Annotated in this window: 22 protein-coding genes; 9 read left to right on the forward strand and 13 right to left on the reverse strand. The window is 67.7% G+C overall.

Going from position 1 to position 23,529, the window contains the following annotated elements; all coding sequences use genetic code 11:
* Positions 1–9 precede the first annotated feature (9 nt).
* Positions 10–1,119, reverse strand: a complete 1,110-nt coding sequence (locus FZ029_RS17070) for an HlyD family secretion protein (protein WP_149270344.1) — start codon at positions 1,117–1,119, stop codon at positions 10–12.
* A 251-nt stretch (positions 1,120–1,370) separates the two neighbouring features.
* Here FZ029_RS17070 and FZ029_RS17075 point away from each other — a divergent pair, with 251 nt between their 5' ends.
* From FZ029_RS17075 to FZ029_RS17090, 4 genes are all read left to right on the forward strand, one after another.
* Entirely contained in the window at positions 1,371–2,000 is a 630-nt protein-coding gene (locus FZ029_RS17075; RefSeq protein ID WP_247892343.1) for a TetR/AcrR family transcriptional regulator, read from the forward strand.
* Positions 2,001–2,158: 158 nt separating this feature from the next.
* Complete coding sequence (locus FZ029_RS17080; RefSeq protein WP_149270346.1) at positions 2,159–3,352, forward strand: GGDEF domain-containing protein; 1,194 nt, start codon at positions 2,159–2,161, stop codon at positions 3,350–3,352.
* Positions 3,353–3,542: 190 nt separating this feature from the next.
* On the forward strand, positions 3,543–4,709 hold the full coding sequence (rodA, locus tag FZ029_RS17085; RefSeq protein WP_149201333.1) for a rod shape-determining protein RodA: 1,167 nt from the start codon (positions 3,543–3,545) through the stop codon (positions 4,707–4,709).
* Positions 4,710–4,883: 174 nt separating this feature from the next.
* Positions 4,884–5,660 (forward strand): family 16 glycosylhydrolase, encoded by a 777-nt coding sequence (locus FZ029_RS17090; protein WP_247892344.1) that lies wholly within the window; start codon positions 4,884–4,886, stop codon positions 5,658–5,660.
* Between the two features lie 10 nt (positions 5,661–5,670).
* Here the strand turns inward: FZ029_RS17090 and FZ029_RS17095 are convergent, their stop codons facing one another.
* The 4 genes from FZ029_RS17095 to FZ029_RS17110 form a co-directional block, all read right to left on the reverse strand.
* Positions 5,671–6,399, reverse strand: a complete 729-nt coding sequence (locus FZ029_RS17095; protein WP_085083713.1) for an ABC transporter ATP-binding protein — start codon at positions 6,397–6,399, stop codon at positions 5,671–5,673.
* A 1-nt stretch (position 6,400) separates the two neighbouring features.
* Positions 6,401–7,420, reverse strand: a complete 1,020-nt coding sequence (locus FZ029_RS17100) for a branched-chain amino acid ABC transporter permease (RefSeq protein WP_188051962.1) — start codon at positions 7,418–7,420, stop codon at positions 6,401–6,403.
* Positions 7,417–8,286, reverse strand: coding sequence for a branched-chain amino acid ABC transporter permease (locus FZ029_RS17105; RefSeq protein WP_109156151.1), 870 nt, complete (start codon positions 8,284–8,286; stop codon positions 7,417–7,419). Before FZ029_RS17105 ends, FZ029_RS17100 begins: the two co-directional genes overlap by 4 nt.
* 101 nt (positions 8,287–8,387) lie before the next feature.
* Positions 8,388–9,374 (reverse strand): L,D-transpeptidase, encoded by a 987-nt coding sequence (locus FZ029_RS17110; RefSeq protein ID WP_247892345.1) that lies wholly within the window; start codon positions 9,372–9,374, stop codon positions 8,388–8,390.
* Positions 9,375–9,618: 244 nt separating this feature from the next.
* Here FZ029_RS17110 and FZ029_RS17115 point away from each other — a divergent pair, with 244 nt between their 5' ends.
* Positions 9,619–11,415, forward strand: coding sequence for a tetratricopeptide repeat protein (locus FZ029_RS17115; protein WP_149270350.1), 1,797 nt, complete (start codon positions 9,619–9,621; stop codon positions 11,413–11,415).
* A 133-nt stretch (positions 11,416–11,548) separates the two neighbouring features.
* Here the strand turns inward: FZ029_RS17115 and FZ029_RS17120 are convergent, their stop codons facing one another.
* From FZ029_RS17120 to FZ029_RS17145, 6 genes are all read right to left on the reverse strand, one after another.
* Entirely contained in the window at positions 11,549–12,007 is a 459-nt protein-coding gene (locus tag FZ029_RS17120; RefSeq protein WP_149270352.1) for a cache domain-containing protein, read from the reverse strand.
* 56 nt (positions 12,008–12,063) lie between these two features.
* On the reverse strand, positions 12,064–12,492 hold the full coding sequence (gene pedF / locus FZ029_RS17125; RefSeq protein ID WP_188051964.1) for a cytochrome c-550 PedF: 429 nt from the start codon (positions 12,490–12,492) through the stop codon (positions 12,064–12,066).
* A gap of 205 nt (positions 12,493–12,697) precedes the next feature.
* A complete protein-coding gene (locus tag FZ029_RS17130; protein WP_149270354.1) occupies positions 12,698–14,461 on the reverse strand; it encodes a methanol/ethanol family PQQ-dependent dehydrogenase in 1,764 nt (587 codons plus the stop codon).
* Between the two features lie 252 nt (positions 14,462–14,713).
* On the reverse strand, positions 14,714–15,679 hold the full coding sequence (locus FZ029_RS17135) for a quinoprotein relay system zinc metallohydrolase 1 (RefSeq protein ID WP_149270356.1): 966 nt from the start codon (positions 15,677–15,679) through the stop codon (positions 14,714–14,716).
* Positions 15,676–16,542, reverse strand: a complete 867-nt coding sequence (locus FZ029_RS17140; RefSeq protein ID WP_149270358.1) for a quinoprotein dehydrogenase-associated SoxYZ-like carrier — start codon at positions 16,540–16,542, stop codon at positions 15,676–15,678. The genes FZ029_RS17135 and FZ029_RS17140 overlap by 4 nt, the downstream gene beginning before the upstream one ends.
* Positions 16,543–16,580: 38 nt before the next feature.
* Positions 16,581–17,459, reverse strand: coding sequence for a transporter substrate-binding domain-containing protein (locus FZ029_RS17145; RefSeq protein WP_149270360.1), 879 nt, complete (start codon positions 17,457–17,459; stop codon positions 16,581–16,583).
* Between the two features lie 196 nt (positions 17,460–17,655).
* Between FZ029_RS17145 and FZ029_RS17150 the strand changes: the two genes are divergently transcribed.
* The 4 genes from FZ029_RS17150 to FZ029_RS17165 are packed head-to-tail and all read left to right on the forward strand — an operon-like array spanning position 17,656 to position 21,483.
* Entirely contained in the window at positions 17,656–18,894 is a 1,239-nt protein-coding gene (locus FZ029_RS17150; protein ID WP_247892346.1) for an ABC transporter substrate-binding protein, read from the forward strand.
* The gene (locus FZ029_RS17155) at positions 18,891–19,868 is read left to right on the forward strand and encodes a YVTN family beta-propeller repeat protein (protein WP_149270362.1); all 978 of its coding nucleotides are present in this window, start codon (positions 18,891–18,893) and stop codon (positions 19,866–19,868) included. The genes FZ029_RS17150 and FZ029_RS17155 overlap by 4 nt, the downstream gene beginning before the upstream one ends.
* A gap of 35 nt (positions 19,869–19,903) precedes the next feature.
* Entirely contained in the window at positions 19,904–20,668 is a 765-nt protein-coding gene (locus tag FZ029_RS17160) for an ABC transporter ATP-binding protein (protein ID WP_149270364.1), read from the forward strand.
* The gene (locus tag FZ029_RS17165; RefSeq protein ID WP_149270366.1) at positions 20,665–21,483 is read left to right on the forward strand and encodes an ABC transporter permease; all 819 of its coding nucleotides are present in this window, start codon (positions 20,665–20,667) and stop codon (positions 21,481–21,483) included. The genes FZ029_RS17160 and FZ029_RS17165 overlap by 4 nt, the downstream gene beginning before the upstream one ends.
* A 4-nt stretch (positions 21,484–21,487) precedes the next feature.
* Here the strand turns inward: FZ029_RS17165 and FZ029_RS17170 are convergent, their stop codons facing one another.
* Both FZ029_RS17170 and ada read right to left on the reverse strand, forming a co-directional pair.
* Positions 21,488–22,180, reverse strand: coding sequence for a 2OG-Fe(II) oxygenase (locus tag FZ029_RS17170; protein WP_149270391.1), 693 nt, complete (start codon positions 22,178–22,180; stop codon positions 21,488–21,490).
* Between the two features lie 2 nt (positions 22,181–22,182).
* Positions 22,183–23,286: a bifunctional DNA-binding transcriptional regulator/O6-methylguanine-DNA methyltransferase Ada gene (gene ada, locus FZ029_RS17175; protein ID WP_247892347.1), complete on the reverse strand. Its 1,104-nt coding sequence runs from the start codon at positions 23,284–23,286 to the stop codon at positions 22,183–22,185.
* Between the last annotated feature and the right edge of the window lie 243 nt (positions 23,287–23,529).

The following is a 23,529-nucleotide window of genomic DNA, read 5'->3' on the forward strand; positions in this document are numbered from 1 at the left end:
GACCGCCGCTTACCTGGCGGCCACCGCCTGCTTGTCGGACAGCGCGCCGAACACGCCGCCGCTCGCCACATGCGGCTGGGCATCGGCGCCGCGGGTGTCGACCTCCGCCACCACCGACAGGCCGGGACGCAGCAGGCCGGCCAGCGCGTTGTCACGCGGCAGCGCGATCCGCACCGGCACCCGCTGCACGATCTTGGTGAAGTTGCCGGTCGCGTTCTCCGGCGGCAGCAGCGAGAACTTGGACCCCGACGCCGGGGCGAAGCTCTCCACCGTGCCGGTCAGATGGCGGTCGGGGAAGGCATCGACGGAAATACTGACCTGCTGGCCGGGACGCATGTGCGCCAGCTGGGTTTCCTTGAAGTTGGCGACCACATAGACGTCGGGCAGCGGCACCAGCGACAGCAGTTGCACGCCCGGCCGCGCATATTGGCCGACCTGGACGCCGCGGTTGCCGATCACGCCATCGACCGGCGCGCGGATCACGGTGTTGTCCAGATCGTTGCGCGCGGTCTGCAACGTCGCCTGGGCCTGGGCCAGATGGGCCTCCGTCTCGGTCCGGGTGGCGTGCAGGACGTTGACCTGCTCGTTCTCCGACGCCAGCGCAGCCCGCGCCTTCGCCACCTGGGCCACCGCCTTGCGCAGGTCGGCGTCGGCGGTCTCCAGCTTCTGCCGGCTGGTCCAGCTGTCGCTGGCCAGCGACCGGCTGCGCTCGAACTCCTGCTGGGCGCGGCGCTGTTCGGCCTCGGCGCTCGCCAGTGTGGCGGCGGCCTGGTCGATCACCGTGCGCTGAAGCTCCAGCTTGCTGTCCAGCGTGCCGAGCGCCGCCTTCTGCGCGGTGACGGCGGCTTCGGCTTCCGCCACCTTGGCACGGAAATCCTGGTCGTCCAGCACCGCCAGCACGTCGCCCGTCCGCACCAGCTGGTTTTCCGCGACCTTCACGTCGCGGACATAGGCGGAAATCTTCGGGCTGACGACGGTGATGTCGCTCTGCACATAGGCATTGTCGGTCGACTCCAGGAACCGGCCCGTGGTCCACCAATGTTCGCCGGCGACGGCGCCACCTGCCAGCACAGCCAGCGCAACGCCCGACAGCACGATCTTCCGTACGCCATTCGCCATTGTCTCTATCCCCAATCCACCGCGGTCCGATCCGCAATCCGCCGATGCGCTCTTTCCGGCGCCGTCACGGAAAGAAACTGAACCGTTCAGTTTAGCCTTGCCGGAAGATGGCGGACGGCCTATCTCTTGTCAAGACCGAACTGAACGGTTTAGTTTTTGGCAATTGATGTCAGGGGGCTTGTCGGGCGATGCGGAACGCGGTAGGGGCCAGGAACATGGACCGAGGCAGCATGGACTCCGGCGAGGCGCGCATGACCACATTGGTTGCCCCCACTCCAGAAGCGGGATCGAAGCAGGCCCAGATCATGGAGGCTGCAGGCACCCTGTTCCTGGAACATGGCTACAGCGCCGTCAGCATGGATGCGGTCGCCAAGAAGGCGAACGTGTCCAAGGCGACCCTGTACGCGCATTTCGGCAGCAAGGAGGAGCTGTTCCGGGCGATGGTCGCCTGCGAATGCGCGAACTCCGTCATGAGCAGCGTCTGGGACGAGGCAATGGACCTGCCGGCGGCTGACGGCCTGCGCCTGATCGGCCGCACCTTCGTCCGCTTCATCGCCTCGCCGAAGGCGCTGGGGGTCTACCGGATGGTGTTGGGCGAGGTGCTGCGCCAGCCGCAGCTTGCCCAGGCCTTCTATGAAAGCGGCCCGGCCGAGACCTTCCAGCGCGCCCGCCAGTTCATGGCCCATATGGCGGACAAGGGCGAACTGGCGATCACCGACTGCGATCTCGCCACCCATCAGTTCTTCGGGCTGCTGAAGTCCAACATGCACATGAAGCTGCTGCTGTGCCTGAGCGAACGGCCGAGCGACCAGGAACTGGAACGCTATGTCGACGCCGCCGTCGACCTGTTCGCCAAGGGCTATGCCCCGGACAAGAGTTGACGGCAAGCGTTCACGACGCGCGGTTGGCGCCAGCGGCAATCCACAGGCACTAACCGGGAATCCACGCGCAGAATTCGCCCCTTCGGCTTGTCACCGGCAAAGGCTTCCTATAGCTTGCCCATGGCATACCCGCGTAACGGTGCGTGACGGATTCGCCGATGGATTATGAGACCACCTTCATCGCGCAGGTCATCACCGTCATTGGCTTTGCCGTTGGGCTGTCGATCGTCGTTGCCTCAGGCCGCTATCCCAGTCATATCCGCAATTCCCTTCGTTCCTACTCCTACGGGAAATTCCTGCTGGGGTCCGCCTTCCTCATCGCCGGACTGCGCGACGGTCAGGCGCCGGCACTTCTGATTCCGCTCGCCAACGGGATGGGGCTGGCGGGACTGACGATGAACTACACCAGTGTCCGCCATCTGCAGAGCCGTCCGGCCCGGCCCTATCTGCCTGTGGTCGTCGGACTGGTGGTGGCATCGCTCTGCCTGCTGCTTCTGCTTGCCGGCGGCGGCATCGCATCGGTTCGGATTTTGACGAGCGCGGCGACCTCCGCGGTGCTTTTGGCCATCGCATACGAGGTGCTCGTCCGCTACGAGGGGCGCGGAGTCCCCCATTATGTCACCGGCGTGATATGTGTGGCCATCACCATGGTCTATCTGCTCCGCATGACTGCCGGCGTGATGCAGGAAGAGGCTCCGGTCGGCACCATGATCGACGACAGGGTGGAGCGCGTCACCTTCCTGTTGACGATGCTGGCGACCGTGATCGGAGCAATCAATTATGTCCTGATGGCCAGCGACGAGTTCAACCGCGAGCTGTCCAAGCTCGCCCACACCGACGGGCTGACCGGCGCCCTGAACCGCCGCCGCCTGTTCGAAATGGGGGAGGTCGAATTCCGCCGGGCCCGTCGATATGGGCGGGACCTGACCGTGCTGGTGCTCGACATCGACCGTTTCAAATCGATCAACGACCACGCCGGCCACCCGTTCGGCGACCGGGTGATCCAGGCGGTGGTCGATTGCTGCACCGGGCAGATTCGGCACGAGGATGCCCTGGGCAGGATCGGTGGGGAGGAGTTCGCCATCCTGCTGCCCGAAACCGGGGCGGAGGCCGGCCGGATGCTGGCCGAGCGGCTGCGCTGTGCCATCGAACGGCAGCTGGCCCAGCTTGGTACGGAAGCCGGGGTGGCGGTGACCTGCAGCATCGGCGGCGTCAGCCTGACCAGGGAGCACAGCGAATTTTCCGATCTGATGGCCCAATCGGACACCGCCCTCTACGACGCCAAGCACGCCGGTCGCAATCAGGTGCGCTTCTTCCCCGAAGCGGCGCATCCGGTGCCCATGCCGGCCTGACGCCCGCCTGATCCGGCAAGCGGAGCCGGTTAGAAAAAACGGCCGGCGCACGGCCGCCTTTACCCGCGCGACCGCTTGCCGCATTATCCGCGCCGGTCCCCCCGGACGGTTTGCCCCGCCCGATCTTTCGGGGTCCGATCCGCCGGGTCCGATCCGGCTCCGTCCCTTCCGGCAACATCGGCGTAAGGTCGTGGTTCTTTCCAATCTCGGCTCCGGCGGCCTGGAGCCGCAGCGGTCGCAGCTGACGCTCGGCACGAAATTCAGGCTCATCAACTGGGGGCTGGTCCTGCTGATCTGCACGATCACCGGGGTCGGCGTCGGGCTGCTCTATTCCGCAGCCGGCGGCCATTGGAAGCCCTGGGCCCAGCCGCAGCTGGTCCGCGCCATTCCCGGCCTGGTCCTGATGCTGGGAATCGCGCTGGTCGACATCCGCCACCTGATGAAATCGGCCTACGTCATCTTCTTCGTCGTGCTCTGCCTTCTGATCGCGGTGGAGCTGATGGGACGGATCGGCATGGGTGCCCAGCGGTGGATCGACCTCGGCTTCTTCCAGCTGCAACCGTCGGAGCTGATGAAGCCGGCGCTGACGCTGGCGCTCGCCCGCTATTTCCACGGGGTGACGCTGGACCAGATCGGGCGGCCGCTTTTGCTGATCCCGCCCCTGCTTCTGGTCTTCACGCCTGTCGCCTTCGTGCTGATGCAGCCCAACCTCGGCACCTCGCTGCTGCTGATCATGGGGAGCGGCGCCATCTTCTTCGCCGCCGGCGTCCGGGTGTGGAAGTTCCTGCTGGTGATCGGCAGCGGCCTCGGCGCCATCCCGGTGGCCTGGGAGTTCCTGCACGATTACCAGAAGCAGCGCGTCTACACCTTCCTCGATCCGGAGACCGACCCGCTCGGCGCCGGCTACAACATCCTGCAGTCGAAGATCGCGCTCGGTTCCGGCGGGCTGTTCGGCAAGGGCTTCATGTCCGGCTCGCAGAGCCAGCTGATGTTCCTGCCGGAAAAGCACACCGACTTCATCTTCGTCGTCCTGGCGGAGGAGTTCGGCATGGTCGGGGCCGCCACGCTGCTGGCGCTCTACGTGCTGCTGTTCATCTATGGCTGGGTGATCGCACTGAACAGCCGCAGCCAGTTCGGCCGGCTGGTCGCCGTCGGCATGACCGCGCAGTTCTTCCTCTACGTCTTCGTCAACGTGGCGATGGTGATGGGGCTGATTCCGGTCGTCGGCATCCCGCTGCCGCTGGTGTCCTACGGTGGCTCGGCGATGATGACGCTGATGATCGGCGTCGGCCTTCTGCTCAGCATGTCGGTCCACCGCGACGTGCGCATCCCCAAAAGCGGCGTCACCGACGTCTGACGGTCCGATACCAATCGGCTGAGGTACGCCGGCCGGCGGCTGGGCGCACCCCACCCGCGCGGTTGCCGCCCCGCCCCGCTCTTGCGATATCGGGGTGCAGGCCGACCGAAATTTCGGGTCGGCCCGGCAGCAGCGGGAGGAACGGCCATGCGGAGAATCGCCACGGGAAATGGCGTGCGGAGGACCACCCTGATCGGCGCGGGCCTTGCGGCCTTGCTGGCTAGCTCTCTTTTCTCCGGCGGTGGACCGGCGCTGGCGGACTCCCTGTTCAGCCACGTCGGCGGCAGTTTCAGCGAGACGTCGGGCTCCTTCGATCCCTCGCGCTGGCAGCGGTCGGACGGCTGGAAGGCGGGCGGGCACATGAACTGCACCTGGAGCCGCGCCAACGTCACCTCCGGCAAGGGTCACCTCGCCCTGACGGTGGACGACCGCATCACCGGCTACGACCGCTATTCCTGCGGCGAATATTCGACGCACCGTTTCTACGGCTATGGCGCCTACACGGTGTCGCTGAAGGCGGTGAAGGCTGACGGGGTGATGACCTCGGTCTCCCACTACACCGGCCCGCCCTTCGGCGATCCCTGGGACGAGATCACGCTGGGCATCGCCGGCAAGGACACCACCAAGCTGGAGATCAGCTACGTCGTCAACGGCGTCGGGCACCGCAATGCGGTGGTCGATCTGGGGTTCGACGCCGCGAAGGGCTTCCACAGCTACGGCTTCGACTGGAAGCCCGACGGCATCGTCTGGACCGTTGACGGCAAGCCGGTTCACCAGGTCTCCGGCCGGCCGGAGCAACTGCCGCGCATGCCGGGCCGGTTGATGCTGCGCTTCTGGAGTGCGTCCGGCGACACCCAGTGGCTGCGCCGCTTCACCTATCCCGGCCATCCCCTGACGGCCGAGGTCGCCTCCGTCACCTTCCGCGAGGACCCGGCGAACCTCAGCAACTGAGGAGCCGGGCTCAGTCCAGCGCTTCGGCGCCCAGGTAGGATTCGACGACGCGGGGGTCGGCGACGACCTCCGCCGGGACGCCGTCGGCGATCTTCTCGCCATGGTCCAGCACCACCACGCGGTCGGACAGCGCCATCACCGCGCGCATGACATGCTCGATCATCAGGATGGTCAGCCCCTCGCGCCGGTTCAGGTCGCGCAGGACCTCGACCATGCGGTCGACCTCGGTGGGACGCAGTCCCGCCAGCACCTCGTCCAGCAGAAGCAGGGTCGGACGGGTGGCCAGCGCGCGGGCGACCTCCAGCCGCTTGCGGTCGGGCAGCGTCAGGCTTCGGGCCGGGCGGTTGGCCTGGTCGGCCAGTTCCAGCCGCTCCAGCACCGCGCGGGCCTGGATGCGCGCGGTCTCCACCGACCGTTCGCGGGCCAGCGCACCGACCACGACATTCTCCTCCACCGTCAACTGGCCGAACGGCTTGACGATCTGGAAGGTGCGGCCGATCCCGGCGGCGCAGACCTGATTGGGCTTCAGCCCCGTCAGATTGCGGCCCTTCAGCGTGACACGGCCCTCGTCGGGCGGAAAGACGCCGGCGATCAGGTTGAAGGTGGTGGTCTTGCCGGCACCGTTCGGGCCGATCAGCGCGAGGATGCGCTCCTCCGGCACGGTGAAGCTGACCTCCGACACCGCCTTCAGCCCGCGGAAGCGCTTCGACAGGCCCTCGACCTCGAGCAATGCGGCCATCTCAGGCACCCTCCCCCGGCTGGCGGACAAGACGCAGGCGGCGGGCCAGCCAGGGCCAGACGCCCTCCGGCCGGAAAACCACGATCACCACCAGCGCCGCGCCATAGAACAGTTGCTTCAGGCCGGGCAAATCCAGCCCTCCGGCCTCGATCAGGAAGGTCAGCGCCTCGCCCAGCGGGGTCAGGATGAAGGCGCCCAGGATCGGCCCGACCAGCGTTCCGATGCCGCCGACGATGGCCGGCAGGATGATCTCGATGGAGCGGCCCATGGAGAAGACCTGCTCCGGGAACAGATTGTTGAAATAGAAGGCCTGGAACACCCCGCCCAGCGCGGTCAGGGCGGAAGACACCGCCACCGCGGTCATGCGGGCGCGGAACAGGTCGACGCCCGACGCCTCCGCCGCGTCCGGCTCCTCGCGCACCGCCAGCCACTGGTAGCCCAGCCGGCTGTGCAGCAGCACCCGCGACAGCAGCAGCGCTCCCACCACCAGCGCCAGCGCCACGTAATAGAACAGCATGGGGGAACCGCGCAGGTTCAGCGGATCGCTCGCCCCCGCCTCCACCGGCAGGAAGAACCCGCCGGAGCCGCCGACCCAGGTGATGTGGTCGAAGCCGATGCGCGCCACCTCGGCGAAGGCGATGGTCAGCAGGGCGAAATGCACACCCTTCACCCCAAAGCGGAAGCCCAGGAAGCCGATGATGCAGCCGGCCACCACCGCCACCAGCATCGCCAGCACCATGCCGGCCCAAGGGCCCACGCCGAAATGAACGAACAGCGCGGCGCTGACATAGGCGCCCAGGCCGACATACAGCGCGTGGCCCAGCGACAGCAGGCCGGAAAAGCCCATCATCACGTTCCAGGCCTGCCCGACATAGGCGAACCACAGCACGGTGGTCAGCACCGACACCAGATAGCGGTCGGCGACGAAGGGCGCCACCGCCAGACCCAGCGCCGCCAGCACCAGCAGCACCATCCCTCGTCCGGTCACTCCCGAAGACATCACTCCCGATTGGCCGCTCATGACCGTTTCCCCAACAGCCCTTGCGGGCGCAGCAGCAGCACCACGATCAGCACCCCGTAGCTGAACAGGGATTTCAGGGACGGCGTCAGCAGGAAGCCGGCCAGCGCCTCCGACATGCCGATCAGCACGCCGCCCAGCAACGCGCCGGGCAGGCTGCCCAGCCCGCCGACGATGACGATGATGAAGCTGAGAAGCGTGTATTCCGGCGCCAGCTGCGGCCGGGCATCGACCAGCAGAGTCATCAGCGCGCCGGCCACCCCGACCACGGCGGCGCCGATGCCGAAGGTCAGCGCATAGAGGCCGTCGATGTTCAGCCCGACCACCCGGGCGCCCAGCGGGTTGTCGGCGCAGGCGCGGATCGCCTTGCCGGTCCGGCTGAAGCGGAAGAAGGCGAACAGCGCCGCCGCCACCACGATGGCCGCCGCCCCGGCGCGCAGCCGCACGGCATCCAGCAGCATCGGCCCGATCTCCACCGTGTCGAAGCTGTAGGGCACCTGGACGTTGCGGGCGTCGGGGCCGAACAGCATCAGCATGGCGTTGACCAGGATGGTGGCGACGCCCAGCAGCAAGATGAACTGCATATGCTCCGGCCGCTCGACGAACTTGTTCACCAGCCCGCGCTGCAGAAGCCAGCCGCAGACGAACAGCAGCGCCGCCATGATCGGCGCCGACAGCAGCGGGTCCAGCCCGAGCCAGCCGCCCAGCAGCACGGCGCCGTACATGCCCGCCACCATCATCTCGCCATGGGCGAAGTTGACGACGCGCACCACGCCGAAGATGACCGACAGGCCGAGCGCCGCCAGCCCATAGACCAGGCCGGTCAGCAGGCCGGAGGCCGCGATGTTCAAATAATAGTCGATCGGCATGGGCGGCGGATTGTCCGAACGGTTAGGTTCTGCGGGTTAGCAGTCCGCAGGCATGCAGGCAAGCCAGAATGACCGCGGCGGCCTGCAATCTGCCTTTCCGGCTATGGCTGTCCCGCCAGCCGCATCCCGCGCCGCAAGCCGGCGATCCGTTCCGCCACGTCCGCCAGCCGGCGTTCGAGAGCCGTGGTCAGGCAGGACCGCGCCGCCGCGGCCACCGCCGGGTCGCCCTCGGTCCCGGCGCGGATCCAGCACAGCGCGGCAACCCGCTCGTGGAAGCGGCGTTCGTCCTGGATCAGGTCGTAGGACGCCGCGGCGCGGGCCGCCGGATCGACGATGCCGGCCAGGAACCGCTCCTGCGCCCCACGGGCGCGGCCGTCGAGCAGGGTAAGCGCAGGGACGTCGCAGATCATCCGCCGCAGCGGCGCCGTCACCGTGGCGCAGCGCGGATCGGCGACCGGCGCGGGTGGCGGCTCCGGCGCCGGCACAGCGGGCATGGTGGAAGCAGGTACGACGGCTGCCGGCTGCGGGCGCACTGCGGACGGCGGGACCGCCTTGACCGCAGCCGGCAGCGTCATCGCAGGTGTGGGCGCCGGCGGGAGCGCTGGCCGTTCCGGCATGCTCCCGCCCAGCGAGCCCCGTACCACACGCACCGGCGTGCCGACCTCCGTCGCCGCGAAGACCGTTTCGATGTCCGCGGGCAGCATGCGGAAACACCCGCCGCTGGCCCGCCTGCCCACCGAATCCGGCTCGTTGGTGCCGTGGATGGCGATGGCCGGCCAGCCGAGGTCGAGCGCGAACTTGCCCAACGGGTTGTTCGGCCCCGGCGGCACCGCCCGCGGCAGCGATGGCTTGTCGCGCCGCTGGTGCGCGGTCGGCCGCCATGTCGGATCGCGACGCTTGCGCAGGATGGTGCTGTCGCCGACCGGGATCGGCACGCCGGGACGGCCGATGGCGACCGGGAAACTGCGGACATTGCCGTCGGAACCGGTCAGGTACAGCCGGCGATCTGCAAGGCTGATGGCGATCGACGGGCCGCCGGTGGCCTCCCCGACCGTCCCCTCCATCGGCGGGGACGCAGCGGCTCCCATGGCGGCCCCCATGGCGCCCAACATGGCGCCCGCGATGGCGAGCAGGCCCCAGAAAAGACACCGCGCCAGGATGCCCGCAATGGCTGTTGTCGGTCGGGGGCTGATGCCGCGGCCGCAGCCTCCCCGAATGGTCGTAGGTCTACGCATGCGGAAAGTTGATCGCGTGTCCCCTAAAACAGAGTAAACAGCATGGGACGACGGTCTCCGGGAGATGGGGGCCGCCCCGACAGCAAGGACGTGCATCATGGACCAGATCGAGCAGACGTTGGCCGTCGCGACGGAACACCACCGCGCCGGCCGCACCGCGGAGGCCGAGCGGCTGTACCGCGACGTGCTGGACGCTTCGCCCGGCCATCCGGACGCCCTCCATCTGCTTGGGGTCATCGCCCTGCAATCCGGCCGGGCGGAGGAGGCGGTCGACCGAATCGCCCAGGCGGTGGCCGGCGACGACAGCTCTCCCCTGTTCCACGCCAATCTGGGCCACGCCCTGCATGCCTCCGGCCGACAGCGCGAGGCGGCGCTCAGCTTCGCCCGCGCCCTGAGCCTGCTGACCAACGAAGGCGAGGGCTGGGGCAATGTCGGCGCGCTTGCGAATCTGATCCGCCGCTATGACGACGACATCCGTGCCGACGCCGCGGCGGAGGTCGATTCCCGCTACACGATGAGCGACGTGATGCGGCGCCAGTCCCTGCTGTTCCTGCTGAGCGGTGACATCGCCCATTACCGCAATCTGGTGAACACGGCGCTGGAAGACCCCCTGCGCTTCTCCGTGCCCTCCATGCATTACGCCTATTGGGGCATCGCCCTGCGGCTGTTCCAGGGCGATGCGCGCAAGGGCGACGTCGGCGCCTTCACCAATGGCGAGTTCCGCCGTTTCTACCGGCTTCTGGTGGAGGAGACCGCGCGCCGCTACGCCCTGGAGGCCCGCCTGCGCCGGACATCTCCGCGCGCGGCGGTGAAGCGGGTGGCGCTGATAACCAACCAGATGCTGGGCGAAGGCCACCAGCCCACGGCCGATGCCTTCGATTACGCCCGGCGGCTGCAGGACGACCATGGCTGCGAGGTGCTGATCGTCAATCCCAACGCCATGGCGGTGGAGGGGGAGAACGGCTTCGTCCCCGAATACAGCTACAACGTCACCGAGGATTATGACGGCGAGCAGACCATCTCCGCCCAGGGCGCGAACGTCCGCATGCTGTCCTTCCCGCAGCCGCGCTTCGACGAGGAGAAGCTGACCGCCATCGTCGACGCGGTGGAGCGGTTCGACCCCGACGTGATCGTCGCCTTCGGCGGGTCCAACACCGTGGCCGACCTGTTCGCCGGCAGCCGCCCGGTGGTCTTCCTGCCAACCTCCAGCGGCCTGTCGCCCTCGCTCGCCACCCTTCTGCTGGGCTATGCGCCGGAGGACGATGCCGCCGGCTGGCCGGAAGAGGCGCGGGCGCGCTTCCGTCCTTTCTCCTTCGGCTGGACGCTGCCGGCCGCCGGTCCCGCACGCAGCCGCGCGGATTTCGGCCTGCCCGCGGACGGGCCGCTTTACGTCGTGGTCGGCAACCGCCTGGACCAGGAGGTCGGGCCGGAATTCCTGGAGACGCTCGACCGCCTTCTCGACCGCGTGCCGGATGGGCAGGTCGCCTTCGCCGGCGCAGTGACGGAGTTGCCCGCCCGGATCGCCGCCGCCCGCAACGCGGCGCGGATGCATGCACTGGGCAATGTCGAAGGCATTCGCGGGCTGTACGGCGTGGCAACGGTCTACCTCAACCCGCCGCGCCAGGGCGGCGGCGGCAGCGCCGCATTCGCATTGGCGGACGGCCTGCCGGTGGTGGCCTACGCCCGGGGCGATGTCGCCGGCGTCGTCGGGCCGGCCATGACCGTCACCGACGAGACGGCCTTCCTGGAGCGCGCCGTGGCGCTTGGGCAGGACTCCGCCGCACGGGCGCAGGCTGCAGAGGCGGCGCGGACGCGCTTTGCCGAAACGGCCGACCGCGCACGGTCGGTGGAACGGCTGCTGGACTACGCGCGCGAGGCGCAGGGACTGTTCTGAGACGACACCCCGCCGGTTCCCCAAAACAGTTCCGCCCGGTTTTCCCACGAAACAATGCTTCGTGGGAAAACCGGGCGGTCAAGTTTCAGGGCATCGGCCGCGAACGGCGCGTCACGCGGTCACGGGTCAGTCTTCACTGGTCATAAGTGCCGGCCCCGACGATGTAACGGCCATCGCGGGTGATGTAGGAATGCTTGTGCTCGACCTTGTTGGTCTGGCGGTTCAGCCAGACATAGTCGATGACGGCGTTCGGCTTTTCCTTGGTTTCAGAGATCATCGATTGGACGATGGGCTTGCCTTCGGCGTCCTTCAGATTGGCGGCGTCGGTGCCGGCCAGCTTCGGGTTGGCGCCGGAGGCCACGTAACGGCCGTCGGTGTCGAAGACGAAGACATACAGCTCACCGCGGCGGAAGCTGCCCTTGGGGTCCTGGAAGGCCTTGGTCGCCTCATCCGGCCCCTTGGCCTTCAGGTAGGCGACGGCGTCGGCGACCAGCGACTTCGCCTGTTCCGGCGTGGCGTGATCGGCTGCGAAGGCGGGAGCGGCCAGCAGGGCGGCCGCGATGGCGACCAGGGATGCGGTTCTGCGAATCATGGATGACCACCTTGGATGTGAAGCGTGGAAGGGAAGAGCCATTGATCCGGCAGGGGTCATTCCTCGTGCACGGTTTCCAGCCAGGAACGGATCGACCACAGGGCCTCCTGGCCCAGCGCCTCGCCGAACTTGGGCATGTAGGTCACGCCGTTGCGGATCGAGCCGTTGGTGACGCGCTCCTTGAACCACTCGTCGCCGGCGTCGCCCTTTTCCAGATAGCGCAGGTCGGGAGCGATACCGCCGGACACCGCACCCAGGCCGTGGCAGCGCGCGCAATTCTGGTTGAAGGCCGACGCGCCGATCTCGATGGCGCGCTCGTTGCCGCGGTAGGGATTGCTGTCCCGCCAAGTCTCGCCCAGCTTCTCCAGCCCGGTGGTGTCGACCGGCTGGGGAACGACATCGCCATGGGCATAGACCAAACCGGGGAGAGCGACGGCGCCGATCAGACCAACGGCGGCGGCGAGTCGAATAATCCGTGCATTCATGAGAAAGACGTTCCCTCTGTTTCTAGCCGCCCTGCGGCCTTTGCTTCGCATGAGCAGACGTTATCAGCAGTGGGACCTACGAATAATTGGACTATGGTAGGACATCGTTAAAAAGATAACGAAATCATCTAAATAGGAGCAGGCACGGGAACGGGCGGACCGGATTGCTCCGGCCCGCCCCCGTCCCGCTTGGCCGCTCTTGCGGTCAGGCCTTCGGCAGCTTGAAGACCCAGAGCGAACCGCCCTGGTTGATGTCCTTCACCAGCTTGGCGACGTCGCCGCCCCACAGCGGCACCGCACCGCCCCAGCCGGAGACCACGGCGACATACTGCTCGCCGTCCATCTTCCAGGTCACCGGGCTGCCGACCACGCCGGAGCCGGTCTGGAACTTCCAGACTTCCTTGCCGGACTTGGCGTCGAAGGCCTTCAGATAGCCTTCCGGCGTGCCGGTGAAGACCAGATTGCCGGCGGTGGTCAGGACGCCGCCCCACAGCGGGGCCGGGTTCTTGTATTCCCACACGATCTTGCCGGTCTTCGGATCGACGGCGCGGAGCGCGCCGATGTAATCGTCATACAGCGGCTTGATGGTGAAGCCGGCGCCGAGATAGGCCGCACCCTTCTTGTAGGTGATCGGCTCGTTCCAGATGTCCATGCCCCACTCGTTGGCCGGGACATAGAACAGCTCGGTCTGCGGGTTGTAGGCCATCGGCATCCAGTTCTTGGCGCCCAGGAAGGCGGGAGCCGCGAAGACCGATTTGCCCTTTGCGTCGTGCGCATCGCCGGTGGCGGGCGCGCCGGGCCGGTTGTCGTCGATGTAGATCGGACGGCCGGTCTCGATGTCGATGCCCTTGGCCCAGGTGATCTTGGTGACGAAGGGCGAGGCGTTGATCAGCTTACCGTTGGTGCGGTCGATGACGTAGAAGAAGCCGTTGCGGTCGGCCTTGCCGCCGGCCTTGATGACCTTGCCGTCCTTCTTCAGGTCGAAGGACACGAACTCGTTCACGCCGTCGAAGTCCCAGCCGTCATGCGGCGTGGTCTGGTAGTGCCACTTGATCTCGCCATTGTCCGGATTGATGGCCAGCGTGGACGAGGTGTAGAGGTTGTCGCCGGGGCGCAGGTGCGAGTTCCAGGGTGCCGGGTTGCCGGTGCCGAAGAACAGCGTCTTGGTCTCCGGGTCATAGGTGCCGCCCAGCCAGGTGGCGCCGCCGCCGGTCTTGTACATGTCGCCCGGCCAGCTGGCATTGGTCTTGCCGGTGACGGTCGACTCCTTGCCGTTCAGCGTGCCCATGTTGCCTTCGATGGTCGGGCGCTGCCAGACCAGCTCGCCCGTTTCGGCATCGCGGGCCTCGACCATGCCGATGACGCCGAACTCGCCGCCGGAATTGCCGGTGATGATCTTGCCGTCGATGATCAGCGGGGCGGCGGTGTTGGAATAGCCTTCCTTGTATTCCTGCAGCTTCTTGTTCCACACCACCTTGCCGGTCTCGCGGTTCAGCGCGACGAGACGGGCGTCCAGCGTGGCGAAGTAGATCTTGTCCTTGTAGATCGCAGCACCGCGATTCACGACGTCGCAGCAGGGCATGATGCCGTCGGGCAGGCGATGGTTGTATTCCCACTTCTTGTGGCCGGTGCGGGCATCGACCGCATAAAGGCGGGAGTAGGAGCCGGTGACGTAGATGGTGCCGTCATAGATGATGGGCTGGGCTTCCTGGCCGCGCTGCTTTTCGCCGCCGAAGGAGAAGGACCAGACCGGGACCAGCTTCTTGACGGTGTCGGCGTTGAGATCGGTCAGCGGGCTGAAGCGCTGGGCCTGCGGCCCCATGCCATAGGTCAGGACCGCTTCGGTGTTGGTGGCGCTCTTCAGCAGATCGTCGCTGGAGGGGCCGGCGGCGTCGGCGGCCAGGACGCCGGTGGCGCTGAACGCGGTCAGCGAGGCTGCCAGGGCGAGACTTGTAACCAGGCGCTTCATATGCGGTTGCCTCCCAAAACTGATGATGACGGCACCGCCCGGGGCATGACCCGTCCGTTGCCCCCGGACGGGCGGGTCCGGCGGGCGATAGCGGGATCGGGGGCGGCTTTTTAAGCTTTTGGCGGCCGAAGGGACCGCGTCGCTTTACGATATCGGCAGTGTAGACGGATGATCGGTTGGGTAAATTGTCGGATAGTAGCAGGCGTAAACGTCAGCCCGCCGCGCTTCACCCCCGCGCTTCACCCCCGCACTTCAATTGACCCGCGGCAGAGCAGCCTGCTCGATCTTCGGCCAGAGATGGGCGACGGAGCGGCGATACTCTTCGCGAAGCACGTCCAGCACTTCGAATCGCTCAGGTATCGGCAGTTCCAACGCTTCCGCCATGTCGAGGCCCGAGTCCACCGCATGGCGCAGCGTGCCGTCCAGCCAGGTCAGCCAGTCGCGCGTCTGGGCGACGCAGGCCTTGTCCGACCGGATGTGCCCGTGGTTGGGCACCAGCAAACGGATGTCCAGGCCATCGACCATGTCCAGTTCCTTCAACCAGTCGGCGACGGTGGCGTGCGGCGTCGTCGGGGTGCGGTCGCAGAAGACCACGCCGCCGGCGAACAGCACGCCGGTCGTCTCATCCAGGATCATCAGGTCGGCGGCGGTGTGTCCGCTCAACGGGATCAACCGCAGCCGGTGGTCGCCGAACCTGACGGTCGAGCCATAGACCGGCTCCGTCGGCACCGTCACCTCGGTGCCGCGCATCCAGTCGCCGACCAGCCGGTACATGTTGTCGGCGATGCCGCTCCCCTCCTCCTGGATGCCGGCGATGGTACCGGGCAGGGCCGCGATGGGCACATCGGCGAAAGCCTGGGACCCCAGCCAATAGTCGGGGTGCAGGTTGCTGATGAAGACCTTGCGGATCGGCTTTTCGGTGACCTTGCGGATGGCCGCGCGCATCTCCTCGCCATAGCGGCGGGACGGGCCGGTCTGGATGACGATCACCCCGTCGGCAGTGACGATGAATCCGGAATTCAGGATGTTGCCGCCGTTGGCGCGGGTGAAATGCTTTGTCGAGCCTTCGAAGACATAGGTGTCGGGGGCGATGCGGGTCGGCTTCAGATCATAGGTCAGCGGCCCGGCGGCCCGCGCCGATCCCGTCGCCGCACCGGCCATCAGGGCAGCGGCAAAGGCGGTGGTCAGCGCCAGCCGGCGCAGAAGCGGCATGCTCATTGCCCGACACTCCAGGGCTGGTCGGCGGGCTTCAAGGACCTCGCCGGCCTCATCGCAGGTTGGGCGCCGGGCGGCGGCATCGGGATCGTCGCGCGGATCTCGCCGCCCTGGTTGTCCCGGCCGCGCAGCACCAGCGCCGTTGCGTCGGGCGGCGGACGAACGTCCAGCGAATAGACCGGGTTCTCCGACACCGGTTCCAGGCTGTCGATCCGCGCAAGTTCCGGCGAACCGCCGGGGGTCTGCGCATCGACCTGAAGGGTCTCGATGAAATAGGCGGGAATGCCGTCGACCAGACCGGTGTCGTTGGGATGGCGGATGCGCAGTCGCAGCCGCGCCACCCCATCGGCGTCCGCCGGCCACAGCCGGGCCTGCACCTCGCCGACATGGTCGGCCCAATCCTTCTGGGCATAGGAGGCCGGCGGTGCGCTGCAGCCGCCACCCGCCGCATCCACCATCACGCCGGAGACATGCCACACCCCGTCCGCGGTCCGCGCCGCGCCACGCACGGCGGTGGCCTGCTGAATCTTGATGCGGGTGGCGATGTAGGGCGCGGCTGTGCCGGGGTGGTAGCGCAGCACCAGCGGGAAGGGGTTGAGGTCGGCGATGGCCACCATCTCCACCACATGGCCCAGCGCCGTGGCATCGACCGAAACCGGCACCGCGCGCGTGTCCTCCGCCGCCGCCGGCGCATTGACCCTGACGGCATCGTCGAAAACGACCGGCGCGCCGGCGAAATACTGGTCGCGCAGCGCCTCCCACATCACCGAGTTCAGCGGATCGGATGGAGAGTTTGCGGCGAACGCGGCGCCCGCGACGACGATCATCGCGCCGGCCAATCCTGCTTGGTAAAGGGCGTGTCCCATCCATCTCCTCCCGACCGGCCAACTTCCGTCCGTTCCGCTCACTCCACCAGCGGCGGCGGCGTGTGGGTGACGCCGTAGGCGGCGAAGATCCGGCCCATCGTCCCGTCCTCGGTCAGCGCCGTCACCGCGTCGCCGACGCTGTAGGCGAGGTCGCGGGCGTTTTCCTTGGTCGCCATGCCGATGTTCCAGTTGGAGGTCATCATGCCCGGCAGGGTCACGGTGGTGACCGGGAACTGCTCGGCCCGCGCACCCAGCGCCGCCTGCACCTGGCTCAGCGGCGCCAGCACTGCCGCCGCCTCGCCGGAGGTCAGCTTCTCGATGGCGGCCTCGGGCGTCGGGCAATGGATGACGCGGCTTCGCAGCCGGCCGCCCTGCAGGCCCAGAAGGAAGAAGTCGGGAACGCTGTCGATCTCCACCGCGATCGGTTCGTCCGGCAGGGTCGCCAGCACGGCGGAGCGCACCCGCTGCGGGTCGCGGGCCAGGGCGAACACCTCGTGATGATAGGGACCGAACAGCACCGCTTCCGGATTCATCAGCCCGAACTGCTTGTCATAGGGGACGTGCATCATGATGTCGGCCAACTCGCCGCCGAACAGGCTGCCGCGCCAGACGGCCACCCGCAGATCGTCCGACACCGTCTCGCCGGGAATTTGCTCGTAGATGTCGGCCTTGACGCCCAGCTTCTCCGCGATCGCCTTGGCCAGATCGACGTCGATACCCACCAGCTTGCCGTCGCGCTGGAAGGAGAAGGGCGGGAAGTCGCGGTAGACCGCCACGCGCAGCCGGCCACGCTCCATCACCTCGTCCAGCGGCCGGGCGTCCGCACTCCGCGGAACGCCGAATGCGGACGCGATTCCGACAGCGGCACAGCTTGCGGCCAGTCTGGACAGGAATCGGCGGCGGGTCACATACGCCATGGCAAGTCCCGGCAGTGGTGGTTTCATCATGGAACGGGCTGCCAGGATAGCCATCGCTCCGTCACGCCAATAATTGGACTTTCGTACAAGATGGGGCCACGCCCCTGCCGTCGCCTGTCCATCCTTCCATAGTCGCATTCCGCCGTACGGGTTCGCCCGATAGGCTGCACACCAAACAGTTGGCGTTCCGACGGATATGATGACCAAGCCCCGCCTTCCCGGCCTTCTCCGCAGCGCATCGCTGGCCGCACTCGCCGCCGTCCTGCTGGCCGGGACGCCCGGTGCCGGCGCCGCCGCCCAGACCGCCGTTGCCGATTCCATCTCCGAGATCCGCATCGGCCTGTTGTCGCAGACGCCGGAACCGCCGCCCTCGGTTTCCAACCCCGATGAGCCAGCGGCCGACGACGGGGTTGCCGGCGCGACGCTCGCCATCGCCGACAACAACACGACCGGCAAATTCCTTAAGCAGACCTTCCTGCTCGACAGCGTCGAGGTGCCGCCGGACGGCGATGCCGCCGCGGCCCTGCGCGAGTTGGCTGGTCGCGGTGACCGCTTCGTCATCGTCGATGCCCCCGGCGCCACGGTGGAGGCCCTGTCGAAGCTGCCGGAGGCCCGCAACCTGCTGCTGCTGAACGCCAACGCGCCCGACGACGTTCTGCGCGGCAGCGCATGCGCCGCGAACCTCGTCCATGTGGCGCCCAGCCGGGCGATGCTGGCCGACGCGCTCGGCCAATATCTGGTGAAGAAGCGCTGGCCGCGCTGGTTCCTGGTCACCGGACGCCGGCCGGAGGACAAGCTGTATGCCGACGCGATCCGCCGCACCGCCAAGCGCGTCGGCGCGCAGATCGTGGCGGAGAAGCAATGGACCGCCGACAGCGACGTCAACCGCACCGCCGAATCCGAAATCCCGGTCTTCACCCAGGCCAAGGCCTACGACGTGCTGATCGTCGCCGACGAGGTTGGCGAATTCGGCGATTACCTGTCCTACCGCACCGCCGACCCGCGCCCGGTCGCCGGCACCCAGGGGCTGGTCCCCACCGTCTGGCACCGCACCCACGAGCAATGGGGCGCAGCACAGCTGCAATCCCGCTTCAAGGCCGCGGCCAAGCGCCCGATGACCACGCGCGACCACAATGACTGGACCGCCGTCCGCGTGGTGGGCGAGGCTGCCGCCCGCACCCGCTCCGCCGATCCCGACCGCCTGATCGCCTTCATCCAGTCGCCCGACTTCACCATGTCGGCCTTCCGCGGCGCACCGCTCAGCCTGCGGCCCTGGGACGGGCAGTTGCGCCAGCCGGTGCTGCTGGCCGCCGACCGTTCGGTGGTGTCGGTATCGCCGCAGGAGGGCTTCCTGCACCCGCGCACCGAACTGGACAGCCTGGGCTACGACCAACCGGAAACGCTCTGCAAGACACGAGGAAAGACCACGCCATGACCGCCGCCCGCTTCACCGGCATATCCTTAGCAGCCCTGGCCACCGCCTTCCTGGCGTCTGCCGCCTCGGCCCAGACCATCTATGTGTCGAACGAGAAGGACAACACCCTGTCGGTGATCGACGGCAAGACCATGGCGGTCACCGACACGATCAAGGTCGGCAAGCGCCCGCGCGGCATCACCCTGTCGAAGGACGGCACCCAGCTGTTCATCTGCGCCAGCGACGACCATGCGGTGCAGGTTCTCGACCTCGCCAGCAAGAAGGTCGTCCACAACCTGCCGTCCGGCGAGGATCCCGAACAATTCGCCCTCAGCCCCGACGGCAAGAGCCTGATCATCGCCAACGAGGACAGCAACATCGTCACCGTGGTCGACGTGCCGACGCGCAAGGTCGCCTTCCAGGTCGATGTCGGGGTGGAGCCGGAGGGGATGGACGTCAGCCCCGACGGCCGCTGGGGCGTCAACACCTCCGAAACGACCAGCATGGTCCACTGGATCGACATGGAAAAGCGGCAGGTGGTCGACAACACGCTGGTCGGCCCCCGCCCGCGCTACGCCCAGTTCACCAAGGACGGGTCGCAGCTGTGGGTTTCGTCGGAGATCGGCGGCACCGTCAGCGTCATCGACACCGGCACCCGCAAGGTCACGAAGGTCGTCGATTTCCACATCAAGGGCATCGCCAAGGACCGCATCCAGCCGGTGGGTGTCAAGCTGACCGACGACGGCCGCTATGCCTTTGTGGCGCTCGGGCCCGCCAACCACGTCGCGGTGGTGGACGCCAAGACCTTCGAGGTGAAGGATTACCTGCTGGTCGGCCGCCGCGTCTGGCAACTGGCGCTGACGCCCGATCAGAAGACGCTCTACACCACCAACGGGGTCAGCGGCGACGTGTCTGTGATCGACGTCGACGGCCTGAAGGTGACGAAGACGGTCAAGGTCGGCCGCTATCCCTGGGGCGTGGCGGTCAAGGGGTGAGACGAACAGGGGCCGAGGCGGAGAGGAACGGTGGAATGACGGTACCGGCACTGGAGGTCGATGGACTGCGCCACAGCTATGGCGGAAACCGCCTCGCGCTGGAGGATGTCGGCTTCCGCGTGATGCCCGGCGCCTTCACCTGCCTGCTCGGCCCCAACGGCGCAGGCAAGAGCACGCTGTTCGCGCTCGCCACCGGCCTGCTGCGGCCGACCGCCGGACGGGTGCGCATCCACGGCCACGACATCGCACAGGCACCTGGCGACGCGCTGGCCCATCTTGGCGTGGTGTTCCAGCAGCCGACCCTCGACCTCGACCTGACGGTGGTGCAGAATCTGCGCTATTTCGCGGCCCTGCACGGCATCGGCCGGCGCGAGGCCGACCGGCGGATCGAAGCGGAACTCACCCGCCTGTCCCTGTTCGAACGGCGGGCGGAGAAGGTCCGCGCGCTGAACGGCGGCCACCGCCGGCGGGTGGAGATCGCCCGCGCCCTGCTGCACCGCCCCACCCTGCTGCTGCTGGACGAACCGACGGTCGGGCTGGACATCCCCGCCCGCCGCACCCTGATCCGTCATGTCCATGCCTTGTGCGCGGAGGATGGCATCGCCGTGCTGTGGGCCACCCATCTGATCGACGAGATCGACCCCGCGACCGACCATGTGGTGGTCCTGCACCGCGGCCGGGTTCGCGCCGATGGGCCGGTCGCCGCGGTGAATGAAGAGACCGGCTGCGCCACCGTGGCGGAGAGCTTCGACCGGCTGACCGCCGCCCGCCCCACCGCCGAGGTGGAGACCGCAGCATGACCGGCCGGCAGTTCGGGGGATGGTGGATCGCCTTCCAGGGCATCGTCGCGCGCGAGGTGCTGCGCTTCGTGCATCAACGCGAACGCTTCCTCGGAGCGCTGGTCCGGCCGCTGGTGTGGCTGTTCGTCTTCGCGGCGGGGTTCCGGGCCGCGCTCGGCATCGCCATCATCCCACCCTACGAGACTTACATCCCCTACGAGGTCTACATCGTGCCGGGGCTGATCGGCATGATCCAGCTGTTCAACGGCATGCAAGGCTCGCTGTCGATGGTCTATGACCGCGAGATGGGCAGCATGCGCATCCTGCTGACCAGCCCGCTGCCCCGTGCCTTCCTTTTGCTGGCCCGCCTGCTGGGCGGCGTTGTGGTCTCGGTTCTCCAGGTTGCGGCCTTCCTGCTGATCGTCCGGCTCTACGGCATCGACCTTCCGCTCTGGGCGCCGCTGACCGTGCTGCCGGCCCTGCTGTTGAACGGGCTGATGCTGGGGGCGCTGGGCATGGTCCTGGCCTCCACCATCCGCCAACTGGAGAATTTCGCCGGGGTGATGAATTTCGTGGTCTTCCCCCTCTTCTTCCTCTCCTCCGCACTCTATCCGCTCTATCGCATGGAGGAGGCCGGCCCGCTGCTGTGGTGGCTGTGCAGCCTCAATCCCTTCACCCATGGGGTGGAGCTGATCCGCTTCGCGCTCTACGGCCGGATCGACGGTCTGGCGTTGGCGGTCGTCACCGGCGCCACCCTGCTGTTCGCGGCCCTGGCGGTGCGCGGCTATTCCCCCGCGCGCGGCATGGGATCACGGGCGCCGTCGGCGGCAGGATGACGCCTCACGCCGCGTCGTGGAAGATGATGCCCAGCGTGTGGCGCGCGCCTGAGCGCACCGGGCTGACGCCATGGCGGTGCCGGACACGGTAGATGCCGCGGGTGCCCTGGACCGGACGCTGGTCCACCGCGAAGATCACCGCATCCCCCAAGCCCAGCGGCACCACGGTCGCGCGCGACTGCATGCGCGGCCGCTGCTCGGTCAGGACGAATTCGCCGCCGGTGAAGTCCGATCCCGGCGCCGACAGCAGGATGGCGACCTGCAACGGGAACACCGTCTCGCCATACAGATCCTGATGCAGGCAATTGTAGTCGCCGGGACCATATTTCAGCAGCAGCGGCGTGGGGCGTGCCTGTCCAGCCGCATGGCAGCGCTCCAAAAACTCCGCGTGATCCGCCGGATAGCGGGTGTCGAGCCCCATCGCCGTCGCCCAGCGGTTGGCGACCGGAGCCAGCCGGCGGTATAGCGGCGCGCGCAGGGCGGTGATCGGCTCAGGCAGAGGGTGGGTGAAATACTTGTATTCCCCTTTGCCGAAGCCGTGCCGCTCCATCACCACCCGGCTGCGGAAAGGGGTGTCCTGCTCATAAAGTCCCGCCAAGGCGCCACAGGTCTCCGCGTCCAACAGTGGCCCCGCGACCGCATGACCGACCGATTCCAGCTCTGCTTCGATGCGTGTCCAGTCCAGCGTCTCCAGCATCCTCACTGCGCCGCCTCCTTGCGCTCGCGGTCCAGCAGGTCCCGCTTGCGCTCCACGCCCCAGCGATAGCCGGACAGGCCGCCATCGGACCGCACCACCCGATGGCAGGGGATCGCCACGGCGATCGGGTTGGCACCGCAGGCCCGCGCCACCGCCCGCACGGCCGCCGGCTCGCCGATGGCGCCGGCGATCTCGGCATAGCTGGCGGTCCGGCCGGCCGGAATAGCGCGCAACGCCTGCCACACCCGCTGCTGAAAAGCGGTGCCGCCGATGTCCAATGGCAGATTGAGCCCCGTCCCCGGCGCCTCTACGAACCCCACCACCTGCGCCACGGTCGCTTCGAAGGCTGCATCCCCGCCAATCAACTCGGCTTTGGGGAAGCGGTCCTGCAGATCGCGAAGCAGCAGTTCGGGATCGTCGCCCAGCAGGATCGCGCATACCCCGCGCTCCGTCGCCGCCACCAGGATCGAACCGAACGAGCAGACTCCGACAGCGAAACGGATCGTCTGCCCCGCCCCGCCCTTGCGGTAGCTGGTCGGCGTCATCCCCAACCGTGCCCCCGCGGTCTCGTAGAACCGCCCGGAGGAGCCATAGCCGGCCTCATAGATCGCTTCAGTCACGCTGCCGGCCTGCTGCAAAGCACCGGCGACGCGGGTGGCACGGTTGGCCTGGACATAGGCGCGCGGCGTGACGCCGGTCACCTGCTTGAAAATACGGTGGAAGTGATGCGGGCTCATCCCCGCCGCCGCTGCAAGTTCTTCCAAGGGCGGCACCTCTTCCGCCTCCTCGATCAGGCGGCAGGCTCGGGCCACAGCCTCGGCCCGGCGGTCGTTCTGGCTCGGCCCATCCGGCCGGCAGCGTTTGCAGGGCCGGAACCCCGCCCGCTCCGCCTCGGCATTGCCGGCATAGAACACGACATTCTCCGGCCGTGCCGGCCGCGCGGCGCAGCTCGGCCGGCAATAGACGCCGGTGCTGCGGACCGCATAGACGAAGCGCCCGTCGGCGGCAGGATCGCGGCGGCGCAATGCCTCCCAGCGGTCGCTATCGGAGTCGGCTGCTTCGGAGATGCCCGCTCCGGAGATGGTCGTGTCGGGTGCAACGGTCATGTGTCCCTCTCCCTGCATGAAGCTTACAGGCTCGGTGGCGAGATGAGGGAGCAATGTGAACTGTCAGGAGGAACGGCACACTCCGCCGCTTGCTTTCGAATTGTGTCTCAGCGCCCCAAACGCCGAAACGCCCCGGCTCTGATGAACCGGGGCGTTTCGAAATGGTGTGAAGATGCAAGCTTGTGCTTCGTGTTATGCGTCTCTTGAGGCTGAGTGACCTGGCGGCGACCTACTCTCCCACGT

Source organism: Azospirillum sp. Sh1 (assembly GCF_008365135.1).
In the GTDB taxonomy this organism is placed as follows: domain Bacteria; phylum Pseudomonadota; class Alphaproteobacteria; order Azospirillales; family Azospirillaceae; genus Azospirillum; species Azospirillum oryzae.